At 65.7% G+C, this 16,803-nt stretch carries 19 protein-coding genes; 9 read left to right on the plus strand and 10 right to left on the minus strand.

Features of this window, described 5'->3' with window-relative positions; translation table 11 throughout:
- Positions 1–12: 12 nt before the first annotated feature.
- The 3 genes from QO259_RS03560 (at position 13) to QO259_RS03570 (ending at position 2,892) form a co-directional block, all read left to right on the plus strand.
- Complete coding sequence (locus QO259_RS03560; RefSeq protein WP_285951822.1) at positions 13–915, plus strand: LysR family transcriptional regulator; 903 nt, start codon at positions 13–15, stop codon at positions 913–915.
- Positions 916–981: 66 nt separating this feature from the next.
- Entirely contained in the window at positions 982–1,845 is an 864-nt protein-coding gene (locus QO259_RS03565; protein ID WP_285951823.1) for a pirin family protein, read from the plus strand.
- Between the two features lie 162 nt (positions 1,846–2,007).
- Positions 2,008–2,892, plus strand: a complete 885-nt coding sequence (locus QO259_RS03570; protein WP_285951824.1) for an NAD(P)-dependent oxidoreductase — start codon at positions 2,008–2,010, stop codon at positions 2,890–2,892.
- 199 nt (positions 2,893–3,091) lie between these two features.
- Here QO259_RS03570 and QO259_RS03575 read toward each other — a convergent pair whose 3' ends face one another.
- From QO259_RS03575 to QO259_RS03610, 8 genes are all read right to left on the minus strand, one after another.
- Positions 3,092–4,009, minus strand: coding sequence for a lysophospholipid acyltransferase family protein (locus QO259_RS03575; RefSeq protein ID WP_285951825.1), 918 nt, complete (start codon positions 4,007–4,009; stop codon positions 3,092–3,094).
- 159 nt (positions 4,010–4,168) lie between these two features.
- Complete coding sequence (locus QO259_RS03580; RefSeq protein WP_285951826.1) at positions 4,169–4,918, minus strand: hypothetical protein; 750 nt, start codon at positions 4,916–4,918, stop codon at positions 4,169–4,171.
- Positions 4,919–4,980: 62 nt separating this feature from the next.
- A complete protein-coding gene (locus QO259_RS03585) occupies positions 4,981–5,520 on the minus strand; it encodes a hypothetical protein (protein WP_285951827.1) in 540 nt (179 codons plus the stop codon).
- Between the two features lie 374 nt (positions 5,521–5,894).
- Positions 5,895–6,728, minus strand: a complete 834-nt coding sequence (locus QO259_RS03590) for a CsgG/HfaB family protein (protein ID WP_035475277.1) — start codon at positions 6,726–6,728, stop codon at positions 5,895–5,897.
- A 31-nt stretch (positions 6,729–6,759) separates the two neighbouring features.
- The gene (locus QO259_RS03595; RefSeq protein ID WP_285951828.1) at positions 6,760–7,182 is read right to left on the minus strand and encodes a curli assembly protein CsgF; all 423 of its coding nucleotides are present in this window, start codon (positions 7,180–7,182) and stop codon (positions 6,760–6,762) included.
- 1 nt (position 7,183) lies between these two features.
- Positions 7,184–7,669 (minus strand): CsgE family curli-type amyloid fiber assembly protein, encoded by a 486-nt coding sequence (locus QO259_RS03600; RefSeq protein ID WP_285951829.1) that lies wholly within the window; start codon positions 7,667–7,669, stop codon positions 7,184–7,186.
- Positions 7,670–7,732: 63 nt separating this feature from the next.
- Entirely contained in the window at positions 7,733–8,410 is a 678-nt protein-coding gene (locus QO259_RS03605) for a LuxR C-terminal-related transcriptional regulator (protein ID WP_285951830.1), read from the minus strand.
- Between the two features lie 399 nt (positions 8,411–8,809).
- Positions 8,810–10,147, minus strand: a complete 1,338-nt coding sequence (locus tag QO259_RS03610) for an MFS transporter (protein WP_285951831.1) — start codon at positions 10,145–10,147, stop codon at positions 8,810–8,812.
- A gap of 353 nt (positions 10,148–10,500) precedes the next feature.
- Between QO259_RS03610 and QO259_RS03615 the strand changes: the two genes are divergently transcribed.
- The gene (locus QO259_RS03615; RefSeq protein WP_285951832.1) at positions 10,501–11,880 is read left to right on the plus strand and encodes an MFS transporter; all 1,380 of its coding nucleotides are present in this window, start codon (positions 10,501–10,503) and stop codon (positions 11,878–11,880) included.
- Between the two features lie 35 nt (positions 11,881–11,915).
- On the opposite strand, the gene QO259_RS03620 is transcribed toward QO259_RS03615, so the two are convergent.
- Positions 11,916–12,581 carry a 2OG-Fe(II) oxygenase gene (locus tag QO259_RS03620; protein WP_285951833.1) on the minus strand — a complete coding sequence of 222 codons (666 nt, stop codon included), beginning with the start codon at positions 12,579–12,581 and terminating at the stop codon, positions 11,916–11,918.
- A gap of 143 nt (positions 12,582–12,724) precedes the next feature.
- A complete protein-coding gene (locus tag QO259_RS03625) occupies positions 12,725–13,351 on the minus strand; it encodes a CoA pyrophosphatase (RefSeq protein WP_285951834.1) in 627 nt (208 codons plus the stop codon).
- A gap of 98 nt (positions 13,352–13,449) precedes the next feature.
- On the opposite strand from QO259_RS03625, the gene QO259_RS03630 reads away from it, so the two are divergent.
- From QO259_RS03630 to truD, 5 genes are all read left to right on the plus strand, one after another.
- On the plus strand, positions 13,450–14,007 hold the full coding sequence (locus QO259_RS03630; RefSeq protein ID WP_285951835.1) for an NUDIX hydrolase: 558 nt from the start codon (positions 13,450–13,452) through the stop codon (positions 14,005–14,007).
- Positions 14,008–14,169: 162 nt separating this feature from the next.
- Positions 14,170–14,490, plus strand: coding sequence for a cell division protein FtsB (gene ftsB / locus QO259_RS03635; RefSeq protein ID WP_207035268.1), 321 nt, complete (start codon positions 14,170–14,172; stop codon positions 14,488–14,490).
- Positions 14,487–15,206, plus strand: coding sequence for a 2-C-methyl-D-erythritol 4-phosphate cytidylyltransferase (gene ispD, locus QO259_RS03640; RefSeq protein WP_207035265.1), 720 nt, complete (start codon positions 14,487–14,489; stop codon positions 15,204–15,206). Before ftsB ends, ispD begins: the two co-directional genes overlap by 4 nt.
- Entirely contained in the window at positions 15,203–15,688 is a 486-nt protein-coding gene (gene ispF / locus QO259_RS03645; protein WP_285951836.1) for a 2-C-methyl-D-erythritol 2,4-cyclodiphosphate synthase, read from the plus strand. The genes ispD and ispF overlap by 4 nt, the downstream gene beginning before the upstream one ends.
- Positions 15,685–16,740, plus strand: coding sequence for a tRNA pseudouridine(13) synthase TruD (gene truD, locus QO259_RS03650; protein ID WP_285951837.1), 1,056 nt, complete (start codon positions 15,685–15,687; stop codon positions 16,738–16,740). Before ispF ends, truD begins: the two co-directional genes overlap by 4 nt.
- Positions 16,741–16,803: the final 63 nt, after the last annotated feature.

A 16,803-nucleotide genomic window follows, 5' to 3' on the forward strand; every position in this document is an offset into this window, starting at 1 on the left:
CAGGGCGACAGCATGCTGCGCGAACTCAAGACCTTTCTGGCGGTGGTGCGCCACGGGACCTTCTCGGCCGCCGGCGGAGCGGTGGGGCTGACCCAGTCGGCGGTGAGCGCGCAGATCCGCAACCTGGAGGCGGACATCGGCGAGCCACTGTTCGAACGTACCGGGCGCGCTGTGCGCCTCAACGCAGCAGGTCGGCGCCTGCTGCCACAGGCCGAGAGCATGCTCAAGCTGGCCGCGCGCATTCGTGCCTCCACCGGCGATGAACTGAGCGGTGACTGGCATCTCGGCGCCATCGCCAGCGTCCAGAGCGGGCGCCTGCCGGCGATTCTGGCGATTCTGGCGGCGCGCGCGCCGGGGGTGATGACGCGGGTGGTGCCCGGGGTTTCACTGGCGCTGCTCGACCAGGTCGACAAGGGCGATCTGGACATGGCGCTGATCGTCAAACCGCCGTTCGGGCTACCGCGGGACCTCTACGCCTGTGTCGTCGCCCGCGAACCCTTCGTGCTGATTGCCCCGCCCGACAGCCAGGAGACGACCCTGGAGGCACTGCTGATGCGCCATCCCCTGGTGCTCTACGACCGCGGTTCGTTCGGCGGGCGTCAGGTGGTGCGCTTTCTCGAGCGTCAAGGGCTGCGCCCGGAGATTCGCCTCGAGCTCGACGAGATCGACGCCATTGCGCGTCTGGTGGCCTGCGGCCTGGGCGTGGCGCTGATTCCGCGCACTGGGATGTGGTGCCTGCAGTCGCCGCTGCCGGTGCGCGAGCTGGCGCTGGGCGAACGTGGCTTCCACCGTGAGCTGGTGATGGTGTCACGCCTGTCACCGGAACAGTCCGCGCTGGTGGCGCTGATCGAGGAGGCGCTGCTGGCCGAGGCTGCGCGCGCCGCTGTCGACGACCCTATGCAATGGTTGGGCTGAAATCATTCGCTTTTTTCGCGGCATCCGTGACCTAGACTGCTCTCTAACGCCATTCAGGAGCCTCGCATGTCTTCCCTCAACCCCCGCGGTGTCATTGCCCAGCACCCGGCCATCCGCGACGATATCGGTGATCTGACCACCCGGCGCCCGCTGCCGGGGCCGCGCCTGTCGCAGCTCGATCCGTTCCTGTTTCTCAATCATCACGGCCCGCAGGTCTATCCGCCCAATAACCATGGCTTGCCGTTCGGCCCGCATCCGCATCGCGGCTTCGAGACGGTGACCTTCATCCTCGCAGGCTCGCTGGCACACGCCGACAGCGCGGACCATCAGAGCGTGATCCACACCGGCGGCGTGCAGTGGATGACCGCCGGCAGCGGTATCGTCCACGCCGAGATTTCCCCGCCCGAGTTCCTGCGTGACGGTGGGCCGCTGGAGATTCTGCAGCTGTGGATCAACCTGCCGGCTCGGCTGAAGATGAGCGAGCCGCGTTACACCGGGCTGCAGCGCGAGTCGATTCCGACGATTGCCCTGGCTGGTGGCGGTGAGCTCAACCTGATAGCCGGTGAGTTCGAGGGGCAACGCGGGCCTGTCGAGAGCCTGACCGATGTGTTCATGTCGACGCTGACGCTAACGCCGGGGGCTTCGCATACGCTGCCGGCACCGTCAGGACGCCAGGTGTTTCTCTACCTGATCGACGGCGAAGCCAGCGTCGGCGGCGACGACGTCAAAGCGCAGCACCTGATCGAGCTGGACACGCAGGGAGATAGCGTCGAATTAACGGCAACCACCGAGTCACGGCTGATTTTTGGCCACGCGGCGGTGATCGATGAGCCCGTCGTCTCCCATGGCCCGTTCGTGATGAATACCCGGGAGGAGATCGTGGCGGCTATCGATGACTACCAGGCTGGGCGCTTCGGCGGTCTGGAGTGATCGGCATGGCGGATGGCGCGCCGGCTGTCTAGGCTCCGGTGAGGGCTCGGCCAAGGGGCGATGGCGCCGCCATCGGGCGCGTCGCGCAGGCATTTTGTAAACACCTTCGAAGGTCGGGCATCGGGCGAGTGTTCAGTATCAATCGCGTATCGGGAGACAGCAATGAACGTAGGATTCGTGGGTCTGGGGGCGATGGGCCAGGGAATGGCAGCGCAGCTGCTCAAGGCCGGCCACACGGTGACGGTGTGGAATCGCTCGCCGGCACCGGTAGAGGCGCTGGTGACCGAAGGCGCCAAAGCGGCCAAGTCGGCGCGGGCACTGGCCGCCAAGTGTGAAGTGCTGATCAGCATGCTGCCCGATGACCACAGCGTGCACGAGGTGCTGGTGGCGTCCAAGGCGCTCGAGGCGCTGCCCAAGGACAGCGTTCACATCAACATGGCCACGGTATCACCGGGCCTGGCGCGGGCGATGAGTGCGCTGCATGAAGGGCTCGGTTCGCACTACGTAGCGGCCCCGGTGCTGGGTCGTCCGGACGTGGCTGCCGCGGGTAAGCTCAATATCATCGTGGCCGGAGCGGCGACGGCGCAGGAGCGGGTGACGCCGGTGCTGGAGGCGCTGGGTCAGCGGCTGTGGCCGGTAGGCGAGGCGCCGGAGCGTGCCTGCGTGGTCAAGATCGCGGCCAACTTCATGCTGGCCACGGCGATCGAATCGATGGGCGAGGCTTCGGCGCTGACGCGTGCCTACGGCATCGAGGCCGATACCTTTCTGGAGATCGTCACTAGCACGCTGTTCGCCGCGCCGGCCTACCAGGGCTACGGCAAGATGATTCGCGAGGCACGTTATACGCCAGCGGGGATGAAGATGGCGTGGGGCTTCAAGGATGTGAGCCTGGCGCTGGCAGCGTCGCAGGAGCGCCAGGTGCCGCTACCGTTCGCCGGCGTACTGCGTGACAGCCTGCTCGACGCCATGGCCCACGGCGATGCCGACAAGGACTGGGCGGCACTGGCCGAGACCGCGGCGCGGCGCGGTAACCTCGACGCGCGCTAGGTGTTTATCTATCCGCTACTCTGCCGACACGGGCGATTCAGGACTAGGTTTGTGCGAAAAGTCAGCGAGCGAAGGCCAGACCGGGGCGCGTAGCTAAGGCAAAAATCGGCGAAGACGCGGAGTTTACGGGGTGTAAATGAGCATTCTGAGCTGATTTTTAACGCCGTATTGCCGAGCGCAGGTAGTTTTCGTACAAAGCCTAGCGATAGAGCCGAAAACGCCGGAAGTCGGGGATCTTCTGCTCCTCTTCCGGTGTCTTCTTCCAGCGCTTGTACTCCCACTGGTACTGCACCGGGTCGAGCGCGATGGCGGTCTCGACGCAGGCGTTGACGCCGGTCGCCGAGGTGGTCTCGTCGCTGGCGTAGACGCGCTCATCGGCGGCCAGGAAGTGGATCGCGAAGCCTTGCCCTTCGGGCAGCCGGCGCGCGACCCCGGTCACCACCCGCGCCTGGGTACGAGCCACCAGCTTGGGCAGCAGGGTGGCGGTGTAGGCCTGGCGGCCGAAGAAGTCGGCGAAGACGCCGCTGCCCCAGTCCGGTTCCTGATCCGGCAGAATGCCGATCGCTTCGGCGCGCTTCAGCGCCTTGAGCAGGGCGGCCACACCGCGTGAATTGGTCGGCACCAGCTCGGCGCCCATGCGTTCGCGGCCGTGACGAATCACTGGATCGAGATCGGCGATCTTGGGCGGTTCGTACATGGCGGTGAAGGGGAAGTGGCTGGAGAGCCAGAAGTTGAGCACCTCCCAGTTACCAAAGTGGGGCGCCAGCACGATCACACCGCGGTTCTCCGCCCGCGCGTCATCGAGCAGCTCGCGCCCATGCACTTCGACGATCGCCGCCTCGACGCGTCGCGGGTCGCCGATCCAGGCGAAGCCGAGTTCGAGCATGGTGGCCGCGGAGTGGCGCAGGCTCTGTTGCACGCGCTGGCGGCGCCCGGCCAGCGTGTCCGCGGGAAAGGCGAGCTCCAGATTACGCCGCGACACGTGACGCTCGCGGCGCGACACGGCGTAGAGCACGCGGCTGGCAATGCCCGCCAGGCGCCACAGGGTGACTAGGCGCCAGCCCGACAGCAGGCGCCATAGCGCATGAATGGCAGTGGCGTTGAACGATCTCTTCATCCGGGTAAAGGTCGATCTCTCGGCGAGTGTCGCCGTGCATTTTGCCTGTGGCATCGCCTGGGTTCTAGGGCCTGGCGCGAATAGCCGGGTGAACTCCAACGCAAAAACCCAGCCGGCGGCTGCCGGCTGGGCTGTTCTGGCGCGCTCTGGTAGCGGGGCTCAGTACTGGGTGACGTTGGCCACGTTGCCGTTGCCGTTCTGTACGGTCTGGGCGAAGTTCTGCCAGCCGCCGGACTGGGTGTGGTTGACGCTGTTGCTCCAACCATCCTGGCTGACGTAGGAGTCGTGTCCATAGCCGTACTGGTTGACGACAGCGTGGTTGTAGCTACCGTCCTGCAGGATGTCGCTATCCAGCTCGTCGCCCTGCTGGTTCACGTTGGCGTAGTTTTCCTGCCCGCTCTGCATGATGTAGCTGTCATTGAGACTGCCGTTCTGACGCACGTAAGCATCGTTGTTGGCAGAGCCATAGCCGCCGCCGTGCCGGCTATTGTAGCCGCCACCACCGCCTTTCTGATCGACGATCGAATCGTTGCGATAGCCGGCCTGGTTGACGTCGGCGTAGTTGCCGCGATCCTGTTGATTGACGATCGACTCGTTCTCGGTGCCGCTCTCCTGGCGCACGCGGGCCATGTTGTTAGCATCCTGCTGGGTGATGCGCGACCACTGATTGCCGCTCTGCACCACGTTGGCATCGTGGTCGGAGCCGGTCTGTTCGATGAACGACTCGGCGGCGTTGTTGGCATTACCGTTGAAGCCGGCCATGGCGTCGATCGCGTCACGCGAGGACTGGAAAGTATCGGACGGGTTGGTATTGCCGCCCGAGCTCTGCTGAGTTGCGTCCGCTGCCATGACGGCTGCGCTCATGGCCATGGCGATGGAAGCTGCGAGTACCGACATTTTGATTTTCATGATTTTCCCCTGGTTCTCTGAGTACCGCCTTGCGTTCCCCTGTATGACTGCCAAGGCAGCCATCAGTAGGTCACGATGGTGGCCGTTGCGCCGCTACCCGACCGTGACAGCTGGTCGACGGTGATGGCTCGGTGGCCGGTTCCCGACTGTTGAATCGTCACGGCACCGTTGGCACCGCGCTGGCTGATCTTGGCGTCGTAGCCGCTGCCCTGCTGCAGAAGCTTGGCGTCGAGCGAGTGTCCGGTCTGATCGATCGCGCCTTCGTTGAAGCTGCCGCGCTGATCGATCAGGGCATCATTGGCGTAGCCGGACTGACGAATGCTGGCCACGTTGGCCGCTTCGCGGCGGCTATTCTGCTGTGCGATGCGAGCGTGGTTGTCGCTACCGATCTGCACCACCGACGCGCGATTGACGCCTGGTAAGGCAATGGTGTCACTACGCGAATCCGGCTGAGAAAGGATGTGTTTCTCATAGCGATCGCGCGAGGAGTGGTCATCGACTTCACCTGTCTCTGACGCTATGCAGATAGACGTTAATGCGGCTAGCATCATCAGGGTTGAGATGCTTAAAATCGGGTGAGTGGTGAATGCTGTATGACGCATGATGGCGCCCTCGATAGACTGACTATTTCCTGCGATGTTGCGTGAGTCCGTGAGAGCAATATCGCTGCAAGTCTAAAGGCGAAACATCGGGATGCTGAGGGATTCTTCAGTATGATAATTCTGATGTCTAGGAGGGCATTGGTTGGGGTTTTTTCGAGAGTCTTGATAATAAAAAAGCCGCCAGATGGCGGCTGTCAATAGCGTGTCACGAAAAGCGAGTATCAGAAGCGATTTCGAGAGCGTCGATGCGACGCTGGGGCCAGGTTGGGGAGCTAAATTGAGGGGCTGGGTTGAGGGGCCAATTTTAGGGGGCAGTCGTACTGATCGTCTTGGCCGGCGCGACTTGACGAGCCGCGCCAGCCCATGAGCCTGACTTACATCATCGGCACGCTCTCGTTCAGGTAGTCGGCGAGTACGGTCTTCTCCAGCGGCACGCCGTCGGCGAGATTCCAGAGTCTATCCTGCACGCCCTCGGCGATCAGATGGATGACCGCGGACTCGATTGCTGACATCACCGCCATCTGTACCGGTTCGTTGGTAGTCAGGCCAGCTTCTGCCTCGAGCAGGCGGCGGAAATCGATGAAGCGGAAGACGCCGGCGCGGATCTCCTTGGAGTAGATGGTCTTGGTGGTGGTGACGTTGGCCAGCACCTCTCCGCTGGAGATCTCGACCGCGCGCAGATTGATCGTCACCTGGTCGACCTGATACTGCCCCGAGGCGCCGATGCCGAAGTATTCGGCGCCCAGCCCGCCGGTGCGCACGTTGGATTCGTAGGCGATGATACCGCCCTCCAGCAGCACCGAGGCGGAGCGCAGCGAGGGCAGGTTGTCCGGCCGATTGAAGCGCTCCTGCTCGGCGCGGATGATACGCCGCTCGGTCAGCAGATTCTGCAGACCGACCCGCTCCAGCGGCGTGAACCAGCCGGAGTCGGCCAGCGCACCGGTCAGCATCGCCGCGGCGCCCTGAGTGACAGCGGTGGAGAAGGTACTGGCAGGAGCCGGCCGGTACTGCCCGGTCTGATCACGAAAATCGTAGACCGCGGCGAGAATCTTGCCGGCGGGGCGAGGCAGCGCCTTGAGATCCTGCCAGGTCGCTCCGCGGGGTGTCAGCGTGGGCGGTTTTCCCTCGAGACCGTCGACGTTGGCGACCATCCCGGCGCAGCCGGAGAGCAGTGCGGCAGTCGCGACCGCAGCAATGAGTTTGTACATGTTGTGGTTCCCCTGCGTGGGTCGTGCTGGCTCAGAAGCCGCCAGCCGACAGCCCGCCCACGTTGATATTGGTGATGTCCCCGGTGGCCTTGTCGGTGACCGTGATCACCAGCTGCCCACCTTCGTCGCTGACCACGACCCCGAAGTCGTTGCTGTCATAGGAGCCGGTGCCGATATCTCCCGAACTGACATCCGAGAGCAACTGCGAGATCAGCCGGCTCTGCAGGCTCTGCACCAGGCGGTCGGTGGCCGAGAGGCCGCCGAAATCGCTCAGGCTAGGGTCCTTGTGGGTATCCTGGGCCTGTGCCTTGCCCAGTAGATAGCTGCCGTTGAACGGGTCGCCGCCGAATGACGGATTGATCGGTCGATAGATCAGCTCGCCAGCACTGCTCGGCGAGGTGACCGAGAGCGCGCCCAGCGCCAGGGCGAGAGAGAGCGGAACGAGATTGCGCATGTCACAACTCCTCATCTGAGAGGTCGAGGCTGGGTTGAAGCGATTGCGCGATACGGCGGCGCAGTATCGCCTCCTGGACGACACGGACCGCTTCGTCGGCGTAGCGATCCGCTTCGCTGATGCGTGGCGACAGCTGGGTGCTGAAGTAGATCTGGTTACGCTCGGCGATCCACAGCTGGCTGCCCCAGCGCGGGTCCGGGCGTTCGCTGACGGTGAGCTCGGCGCCGGAAACGATGGGGTCGCGCATGGCCGCCTGGGAAAAGCTGCGGTAGAAGGTGCGACCCGCCATGGTCAGGGTGCGGTCGATGATGACGCCGGAGAGCTCCGGGCGTTGCAGGTTGAACTGCTGGTCGAGCGCGCGCTGCGGGTTCTTCTCATCGATACTGACGGCAGGGGCGCCGTGGGCCTTGGCGGCATCCGGTTCGACCCCATCCTGGGCCAGGCAGGCCGTGCTCAGCAGCAGGAGCAGCAGGAGCAGCAGGAGCACCTGGAGAGCCAGCCCCGTGAGCCGGGCTCCGGGCGCTTGGTGGCAGGCGTTCATGACGCGCGCTCAATGCTTGGTTCGCGGGCGTGACAGGTTGGGCAGCGCACCCAGATGGTCGCGCGCCCAGCACACCACCTGGACCCGATTCTGGGCGCCGATCTTCTTGAAGATGTTGTAGATATGGGTCTTGACAGTGTGCTCGCTCAGGAACAGCTTCTCGGCGATCTGCGCGTTGGTGGCGCCCAGCCCGACCAGCCCGACTACCTGGCGCTCGCGGTGGGTCAGATATCCTTCCATACGGTAGGCGTCCATGCTCTGGCGGCGCAGCTTGTCGATCAGCAGGCTCATCAGATTGCGGGAAAGCCAGATCTGACCCTGCAGGATCTGCTTCAGGCCCTTGGCCATCAGCTCCGGTGTGTCCTGCTGGAAGAACACGCCACGGATATGTGACAGCGAGACCGCGTCCAGCGCATGGGTATCGTTCTTGGCGTTGAAGGCGCAGATCCGAGTCTCGCCCTCGCCCTGGCCGGCCAGGCTCTCTTCCCACTTCTGGAATAGAATGGGGTCGACCAGGCTCAGATCGATCAGAACGATGTCGAAGCTGGCGCCAGAGACCTTGTGCGGCTCCTGTGGGCCCGCCAGGCGATAGCTCATCCCGGTATGCGAAGAGAGACTCATCGCGAGCAGAGTCGACTGCGCTGTTTCGCTGGTCACGATCAGCATCGAGGCTTCTGGGTTTGACATGATATTCCCCTGTCGTACGTTGCCTAGACGGTAAATATTCTGGTTATTGTGCAAGGCTGGTCTTTTGTGTTTCGGATTGTTGCACCGGCTTTCAGGAATATAAAGTTCTGCCGATTGGTATTTTTCTGGTACTCGTCTGCCGGGTGAAATTTTCTTCCCTTCAAATACATGAGGTTGGAGTTTTCAGGCTGTAAATTAGAAGGCCTTACTGGTTTCGACTTTGGTCTAATTTTCCACTCGCTATGGGCGTGTTTTTTGTTTCTTTTTTGAATTAATCACCTAATCGTTCACCTGCGCACTTCAGTGGCGCCATGTCCTGAAACCGTACCATTCTCCAAGGCGTAGGCTTCGCGGCTATCGCCAAGCTGGCCGTGCCGAAAAAGCTGCGTCTCGCATCCATTATCCTTCTCCGGCCGGCTCCACTTTGGCCTCCTCGACATCATCCAGCCGGTCAGCGCGGCGCAATACCGGGAAGGCCCACATCCACAGCCCGACGATCCCCAGGGTGCCGACCGCGCCGATCACCGCTGCCGGCACGGTGCCGAACCAGGCCGCGCTGACCCCGGACTCGAACTCGCCCAGCTCGTTGGAGGCGCCGATGAACAGCATGTTGACCGCATTGACCCGGCCGCGCATCTCGTCTGGCGTTGCCAGCTGCAGCAGCGTCAGGCGTACATAGACGCTGATCATGTCGGCAGCGCCGGCGATCAGCAGAGCGCCGAACGAGAGCCAGAACCAGTGCGACAGCGCGAACACCAGGTTGGCCAGGCCGAACACCGCCACCGCCGCGAACATCGTCAGCCCCGCATGGCGGTTGATGGCACGCACTCCTAGATAAAGCCCCATCAGTAGGGCGCCAATGGCGATGGCGCTGCGCAATGCGCCCAGCCCCTCGGGGCCGACGTGCAGGATCTCGTGGGCGTAAACCGGCAGCAGCGCCACGATGCCGCCGAACAGCACCGCGAACAGGTCCAGCGAGATCACCCCGAGAATCACCGGCTTGCTGCGGATATAGCGAATGCCGGCGGTGAAGCGCTGCCAGGCGGTGTCATCCCGCGGCTGGCGCTCTACGGCGTAGCGTACCGGCACCATGAACAGGCCGAGCAGGGCAACCATGAAACACCCCAGCACCACGCTGTAGGTGAGCGGCGCACCGAAGGTGTAGAGCAGCCCGCCGAGCAGCGGGCCGCCGATCACCCCGATCTTCATGATCGAGGAGTTGAGCGCGATCGCCTTGCCCAGTTGCGCCCGCGGTACGATCTGCGGCAGCAGGCTCTGCAGGGTGGGGCCGGTGAAGGCCCGCGCTGCGCCGAACAGCACCAGTACGGCGTAGAACGGCAGTGCGCTCTCCGGGCGCTGCAGCGAGAGCGCGATCAGACAGGCGCTGCACACGCCCTGGGCCAGCCAGCTGAGCTGCAGGATGCGCTTGCGATCGAAGCGGTCGACCAGGTCGCCCGCCGGCAGCAGCAGGACGACCATCGGCAGGAACTGGGCCAGGCCGACATAGCCCAGCGTCAGCGGGTCACGGGTGATGTCGTAGACCTGCCAGGCCACCACGATGGCCTGGATCTGCATGGCGAACACCGCCGCCAGGCGCGAGACCAGAAAGGCGGCAAAACCGGGTTGACGGTAGACCGCGCCCGCGGCTTTTGTCTTCGGGTGGTCATCATCGGTAGCAGGGCGATCGACGCGTGACGGATCGTCGGGGGTTGAGGCGGCGCTGTCGGCGGTGGGCATGGTGTCCTTGGCGGTCGATGCGGGGAGAGGCTATCTAGCTACTAGCTAGCGCGCTAACAGAATAGTATACGCAGATTCCTCTCGACCTGCGCCGACGTTCGCTTGGCGTGGGGGGAGAATGACCCTGGTCAATGTCAGCCGCCGCCATACGGGAATTTTTCGCCGCTATTCGGCTTTTTCGGCTGCCGGGCGCGGCGTATAGTGCGCTCGCCCGAATACTGCCCGGACGCCTGCTGTTCAGGGCTTCTCAGTCCAGGGTTTCGCATTACAGAGTGTCTCATTCTATGGCTTCTTCGGTCGCCGGCAGCGTCACCCGCCGCCGGGCCGGAACCGGTTGCAAGGTGGGTTCGTCGATGTCTCCGCAGTTGCTTTCCATGGCGCTGGCGCCGCTTCTGGGTCTCTTCATCCTGGGTATCGGCAATGGCTTTCTGGCCTCGCTGATCACCCTGCGCCTGGATGCCGCCGGCGAGTCGGTGACCACCATCGGCTGGGTCTCGGCGGCCTACTACATCGGCCTGGCGATCGGGGCGCTGTTCAACGACCGCCTGCTGCTGCGCATCGGCCATATTCGCGCCTACGCCTGTTTTGCCTCGCTGGTGGCGGTGACCGTGCTGCTGCAGGGGCTGTGGCTCAATGCGGGGCTGTGGTTCACCCTGCGCATGATCGGCGGCTGGGCCACCCTGGGCGTCTATCTGGTGATCGAGAGCTGGCTGCTGACGGCGGCGGATACCCGCGTGCGTGGGCGCTTGCTGGCGCTCTACATGATCTCGCTCTACGGTGCCGGGGTGATCGGCCAGCTGCTGCTCGGCGTGGCCGACAGCGCCGGTGCCAGCCAGCCGTTCATGATCATCGCCATCCTGGCGTCACTCTCGGTGCTGCCGCTGGGCATGATTCCGCGGGTATCGCCGCTGATCGAGCACGCCGAGCCGCTTTCGCCGTGGCGTCTGATCACGGTCACGCCCACCGGCGTGATGGGCTGTTTCGGCTCGGGGCTGGCGATCTCGGCGATCTATAGCCTCCTGCCACTCTATCTGCAGCGCAGCGGCTTCGATGTGCAGAAGATCGGCGAGATGATGGCGGTGCTGATTCTGGGCGGCATGCTGCTGCAGTATCCCATCGGCCGCTGGTCGGATCGCCATGATCGCCAGATCGTGCTGATCCTGATCGGTGTGGCGATGACCGCACTGTGTCTGGGCATGATGCTGCTGCCGCCGCTACCTTGGCTGCTGGCGGTGGCGCTGTTTCTGCTCGGCGGCGGGGTGTTCGCGCTCTATCCGGTGGCGGTGAGCCACGCCGCCGACCGCGCCCCGGCCGGCGCGCTGGTGCGCATGAGCCAGGGGTTGCTGCTGATCAACGCCCTCGGTGCCACCCTCAGCCCGCCGCTGATCACCCCGCTGATGACGCATGTCGGCGATGCCGGGCTGTTCGTGGCGCTGCTCTGCCTGGGCGGCTGTCTGGTGGTGTTCTTCGTCTGGCGGCGCAGCCGTCGTCCGGCGCCGGCACCGGTAGCTCCGTTCACCTCCAATCCGCCGCAGTCGGTGGTGGGGGCCGAGCTGGTGGTGACCGCGGCGCTGGTGCAGGGGGCGACCGAACACGAACAGCAGGAGGATCTGTCCCAGGTCGTCCCGGAGGTGGAGACCGCGGTCCCCGAGGCAGAAAGCGCGGATCCAGAGGCAGCAGCGGCCGGGTCGACTCAGACGTCAACCGACGCGGAGACTGCGACGCGCGGCTGAGCGCATCGGATCCGCGTCTTCAGGGGGACGAGAGTTCAGCGCGCCGGGTCGACCAGCCCGCCGAGGGAGGCATTGCGCCGGAACCAGCCGGCGATGCTGGTGCGCGGTAGGCGGGTCGGCAGTACCTCGTGCGGGATGCGGTCAGCCAGAAAACAGACGAAAGTGCCGGCGCGTGGCATGACCCGCGCGACTTCGAGCTCGCTGTCGTGCTCGTCGTAGAGCGCCATCTCGCCACCGCCGTCCTCGGGCCAATCCGGGTTGAGATAGAGCACGGTGGAGACGATACGGTTGGCGCGTCCACGGAAGCTGTCGTAGTGCTTGCGATAGAAGGCGCCGGGCGGGTACTGGGCGAAGTGCGCCTCGAACTCGAACAGCCCCAGATAGAGGGCGATATTGATCTGCTGCTGGAGCTCGGCCATCAGCGCCAGGTAGCGGCGCTGGGCGAGACTCTCGCGATCGAGCCAGTGGATGGCGTCGCCGCGGATGTCGCGGCGCAGGGTGCGCTCGTCACCGCGGCCGATGGCGGCCTCCTGCAGCTGCTGGCGCGCCTCGAGCCGGGTGAGCTCGGCGTGCAGCTCCTGGCACAGGCCGGCGTCCAGAAACCTCTCCCCGGCGTACCAGCCGCGCGCGACCAGGGCGTCGATCAGCGGTGTCAGCTGCTGTTCGTCCCAGTAGGCGTGGTGAGTCTGGGTGTGGGACATCGCGGGGCCTCCGATGGAAAAGCGCGTGGCTGGGAAAGCGTGATCGAGGATGCGTGGTAGAGAATGCTTGGTCCAGAATGCTTGGTCGAGAATACCGGGACGAGACTGCATGGCCGGGCACAAGCGCCGGCGCAGGCCATGAGTCATCGAGTGGTACGGCGCCCGCGCTGCGGATGATAGCGCAGCTCGCCGCCCGCCGGCGGCTGTTCCAGCGAGACCGGGCTGGCGAAGCCCACCGCCAGCAGCTCGACCAGCATCATCGCCGAGAGCCCCCAGATGACGCGACCCTCGACCTGATAGCTGGGTACGAACCACTCGTGATCGTCGACCGGGATCACGTCGGTATGGGTGCGCCGGTCATCGAGGAAGTGGGCCAGCGGTACCTCGAAGATCGCCGCGATCTCGCCGGGCTCCGGTATCAGTGCCAGATCCGGGGGAATGATGCCCACGTACGGCGTGACCCGCAGCCCGTGCAGCGAGAGCAGATCGCCAAGGCGGCCGACGATCTCCACGTTGGCCGGTGCCAGGGCGATCTCTTCCTGGCTTTCGCGCAGGGCCGTAGCCAGCAGGTCGCGATCCTCGGGTTCACGCTTGCCACCGGGAAAGGCTACCTGGCCGGCGTGGGAAGAGAGGTGGTCGGTGCGCTGGGTGAACAACAGCGTCGGCTCGCGGCGGGCCACCAGCGGCAGCAGCACGGCGGCCTGGGGGAAGGCTGCGTCGAGTTGGCGGGGACGGTGCGCTTGCAGGCGCTCGCGAAGTGTCTCTAACATGCGGTGCTGATCCTACAGGGCTTACTTTCGGCCCGCGCAGCGGCGACTGGCGCTTGGCGGGCGTGGGCAGGGCTCGATGAATGCATTGCGAGGCGTCGATGAACTACTGCAGTCAGTGTGGCAACCCGGTGCGTTTCGCCATCCCCGAGGGTGACGATCGCCCGCGCTTTCAGTGCGACGCCTGCGGCACCATCCATTATCAGAACCCCCGTATCGTGGCCGGGACGCTGCCGGTGTCGGGTACGCGAGTGCTGCTGTGCCGCCGTGCGATCGCTCCGCGCAAGGGCTACTGGACCCTGCCGGCCGGATTCATGGAGAACGGCGAGACGGTCGAGCAGGCCGCGTTGCGCGAGACCCGCGAGGAGGCGAACGCGGTGGTCGATGCGCCCTCACTTTACACGCTGATCAGTCTGCCGCACATCGATCAGGTCTACATGATCTTTCGCGGTGAGCTCGACGGCGGCTACGCCTCGGGACCCGAAAGTCTCGAGGTGGCGCTGTTCGAGGAGAGCGAGATTCCCTGGGGCGAGCTCGCCTTTCCCACCATCGAGCGCACCCTGCGCCACTTCTTCAGCGATCGCGTGGACGGCCACTTCCCGCTGCACTCGGGGCAGATCGGCCTCGAGGAGCGCGAGCGCTTCTTCGGCTCGGCCTGAACGCGTTCCCCGGGCCCTCCCCGCCGCGCTGCGTGTCTGGCAGCGACCTGCGAGGTGGGCCGCCTGAGGCGATGATGGCATAATGGCCGCCGCGTCGGTGACGCCCCTGGCGGGCGGTCTCTCTGCGTTCATGTCACCCTGGTCGAGCGGGAAGCGTTTGCAATGTGGAAATGGGTCATCCTGGTCCTGGTCGTCATGCTCGGGCTGTTGCAGTACCGGCTCTGGTTCGGCGAGGGCGGCATTCACGAATTCAATGATATCCAGGCGCGGGCCGACGTGCTCGCAGGTACCACCCAGACCCTGAAGGCGCGCAACGATCGCCTGGCGGCGGAAGTGGTCGACCTCAAGACCGGTCTCGACGCGATCGAGGAACGCGCCCGCAGCGATATCGGCATGGTGCGCAAGGACGAGCAGTTCTTCTGGGTGCCTGACGTCGACGCCAGCCCCGGCCCGGCCGCCGAGACGGGGGTGATCACCCCATGACGCTGTGGTTGATCGTTCCCGCCGCCGGCCGCGGCACTCGCATGCAGGCCGACCGCCCCAAGCAGTACCTGGCGCTACACGGGCGCAGCGTGCTGGCACGCACGCTGGAGCGGCTGCACCAGGCCTTTCCCGAGGCGGCGCTGCGCCTGTGTCTCGACCCCGATGATGCCTATTTCGATCCGGACGACGTGCCATTCAGTGAGTGGCAGCGTGTCGACGGTGGACGCGAGCGCGTCGATAGCGTGCGCCGCGCGCTTTCGAGCATCGCCGCCGAGGCGGCCGCCGACGACTGGGTGCTGGTCCACGACGCCGCACGCCCCTGCGTGCAGCTTGCCGATCTCACCGCGCTCTCCCGCGCGCTGGAGGAGGAGGCCATCGGGGCACTGCTGGCCGCGCCGGTGGCGGACACCATGAAGCGCGCCGACGCGCGTGGCCGGGTCAGCCACACCGAGCCTCGCGAGGGTCTGTGGCACGCGTTGACGCCGCAGGCGTTTCGCTATGACCTGCTGCGTCAGGCGCTGGATGCGGCCCTGGCGACCGGCACCGCGGTCACCGACGAAGCTTCGGCGATCGAGGCCATGGGGCTGGCGCCGCTGCTGGTGCCGGGCAGCCGCGACAATCTCAAGATCACGCGCCGAGAGGATCTGATCCTGGCGGCGCGCATTCTCTCGCTGCAGAGCGAGACTGACACCGCCGCACAGGGAGTCGAGGCATGACGCTCAAAATTGGCCACGGGTTCGATGTGCACCGCTTCGGCGAGGGCGACCATCTGATGATCGGCGGCGTGCGTATTCCCTTCGAGCATGGTTTCGTCGCCCACTCCGACGGTGACGTGCTGCTGCACGCGATCAGCGATGCGCTGCTGGGTGCCTGCGCGTTGGGGGACATCGGCCATCACTTCCCCGACACCGACCCGACCTGGGCGGGCGCCGACAGCCGCGAGCTGCTGCGCCAGGTGGTGGCGCTGATCCATGCGCGCGGCTATCGGGTGGGCAATCTCGACGCCACCCTCCTCGCCCAGGCGCCGAAGATGGCGCCGTGGATCGAGCCCATGCGCGCGGCGATCGCCGCCGACCTGGAGACCGCGATGGAGAACGTCAACGTCAAGGCGACCACCACCGAGCGTCTCGGTTTCACCGGCCGTGGCGAGGGGATCGCGGCAGAGGCGGTGGTCCTGCTGCTGGCGACGGCGCCGTGAGCCCCGATGTGCCGGCCTGGCCGCCACGCTGGGCCCATGCCGAGACGCCGCCGAGCGTCGAGGGTAGTTACCGCCAGAGCGCCGAGGCGTTCCAGGTCGAGGAGGTGCTCGACTTCACCCCGGAAGGGGAGGGAGAACATCTCTGGGTGTGGATCGAGAAGCGCGGCGTGACCACCCCGGATGCCGCTCGCAGCCTGGCGCGGCAGGCCGAGATCGCGCTGCGCGACGTTGGCTTCAGCGGGCTCAAGGATCGCGACGCGGTGACCCGGCAGTGGCTGTCGCTGGCGCTGCCGGGGCGCACCCTGGCAGCGGGCTGGGAGGCACCCCTGGCCGAGCGGGGCATTCGTGTGCTGCGCGCGGAGCGCCATCCGCGCAAGCTCAAGCGCGGCGTGCACCGTGCCAACCGTTTCCGCCTGCGTATCGACGGGCCGGCGGCGAGTTCCCCCGCGGTGCGCGAGCGCTGGACACGCCTCGTCACCCAGGGTGTGCCCAACTACTTCGGCCCCCAGCGCTTCGGCCCCGAGGGGCGCAATCTACAACGCGCCCTGGCGCTGTTCGCCCGCGGCTGGCGCAAGCGTGAGGACCCGCAGGGGCTGCTGCTCTCCACTGCGCGCAGCTATCTTTTCAATCAGGTGCTGTCGGCGCGGGTGGCCGACGGCAGCTGGTGCCGGCCGCTGGCCGGCGACGTGCTCAATCTGGAAGGCAGTGCCAGCCGCTTCTTGAGCGAGACGGCCGACCCTGCGCTGGAGGCGCGCGCGGCGGCCGGCGATCTGCACCCCACCGGCCCGCTGTGGGGGCAGGGGGAGCCGCATAGCCGGGGCGAGGTGGCCGCGCTGGAGCAGCGCGAAGCGGCGGCATGTGCGGCGCTGCGCGATGGCCTGATCGCCGCCGGTGCGCGGCATGAGCGGCGCGCCCTGCGGGTGCTGCCGGGGGCAGCGAGCTGGTGCGCGGCCGAGACGGAGAGCTCGGTGTGGCTCGAGTTCAGCCTGCCGCGGGGGGCCTTTGCCACCGCCGTGCTGCGCGAGTTGATGCATCATCCGACCCTCGTCTGAATCGTCGCCAGACGGCCCACGATTCGACCCCGACGAGCCGAATTCGACAAGCCCGACCCGAGA

The sequence above is a fragment of the Salinicola sp. JS01 genome, assembly GCF_030284585.1.
GTDB lineage: Bacteria > Pseudomonadota > Gammaproteobacteria > Pseudomonadales > Halomonadaceae > Salinicola.

Bases quoted from the DNA above. Each gene is read 5' to 3' on its own strand.
- ispD (WP_207035265.1), top strand. From the start codon at position 14,487: ATGACGCTGTGGTTGATCGTTCCCGCCGCCGGCCGCGGCACTCGCATG.
- QO259_RS03610 (WP_285951831.1), bottom strand. From the start codon at position 10,147: ATGCCCACCGCCGACAGCGCCGCCTCAACCCCCGACGATCCGTCACGC.
- QO259_RS03615 (WP_285951832.1), top strand. From the start codon at position 10,501: ATGTCTCCGCAGTTGCTTTCCATGGCGCTGGCGCCGCTTCTGGGTCTC.
- ispF (WP_285951836.1), top strand. From the start codon at position 15,203: ATGACGCTCAAAATTGGCCACGGGTTCGATGTGCACCGCTTCGGCGAG.
- QO259_RS03605 (WP_285951830.1), bottom strand. From the start codon at position 8,410: ATGTCAAACCCAGAAGCCTCGATGCTGATCGTGACCAGCGAAACAGCG.
- QO259_RS03560 (WP_285951822.1), top strand. From the start codon at position 13: ATGCTGCGCGAACTCAAGACCTTTCTGGCGGTGGTGCGCCACGGGACC.
- QO259_RS03565 (WP_285951823.1), top strand. From the start codon at position 982: ATGTCTTCCCTCAACCCCCGCGGTGTCATTGCCCAGCACCCGGCCATC.
- QO259_RS03595 (WP_285951828.1), bottom strand. From the start codon at position 7,182: ATGCGCAATCTCGTTCCGCTCTCTCTCGCCCTGGCGCTGGGCGCGCTC.
- QO259_RS03630 (WP_285951835.1), top strand. From the start codon at position 13,450: ATGAACTACTGCAGTCAGTGTGGCAACCCGGTGCGTTTCGCCATCCCC.
- QO259_RS03625 (WP_285951834.1), bottom strand. From the start codon at position 13,351: ATGTTAGAGACACTTCGCGAGCGCCTGCAAGCGCACCGTCCCCGCCAA.
- QO259_RS03590 (WP_035475277.1), bottom strand. From the start codon at position 6,728: ATGTACAAACTCATTGCTGCGGTCGCGACTGCCGCACTGCTCTCCGGC.
- QO259_RS03580 (WP_285951826.1), bottom strand. From the start codon at position 4,918: ATGAAAATCAAAATGTCGGTACTCGCAGCTTCCATCGCCATGGCCATG.
- QO259_RS03620 (WP_285951833.1), bottom strand. From the start codon at position 12,581: ATGTCCCACACCCAGACTCACCACGCCTACTGGGACGAACAGCAGCTG.
- QO259_RS03570 (WP_285951824.1), top strand. From the start codon at position 2,008: ATGAACGTAGGATTCGTGGGTCTGGGGGCGATGGGCCAGGGAATGGCA.
- QO259_RS03575 (WP_285951825.1), bottom strand. From the start codon at position 4,009: ATGAAGAGATCGTTCAACGCCACTGCCATTCATGCGCTATGGCGCCTG.
- QO259_RS03585 (WP_285951827.1), bottom strand. From the start codon at position 5,520: ATGCGTCATACAGCATTCACCACTCACCCGATTTTAAGCATCTCAACC.
- ftsB (WP_207035268.1), top strand. From the start codon at position 14,170: ATGTGGAAATGGGTCATCCTGGTCCTGGTCGTCATGCTCGGGCTGTTG.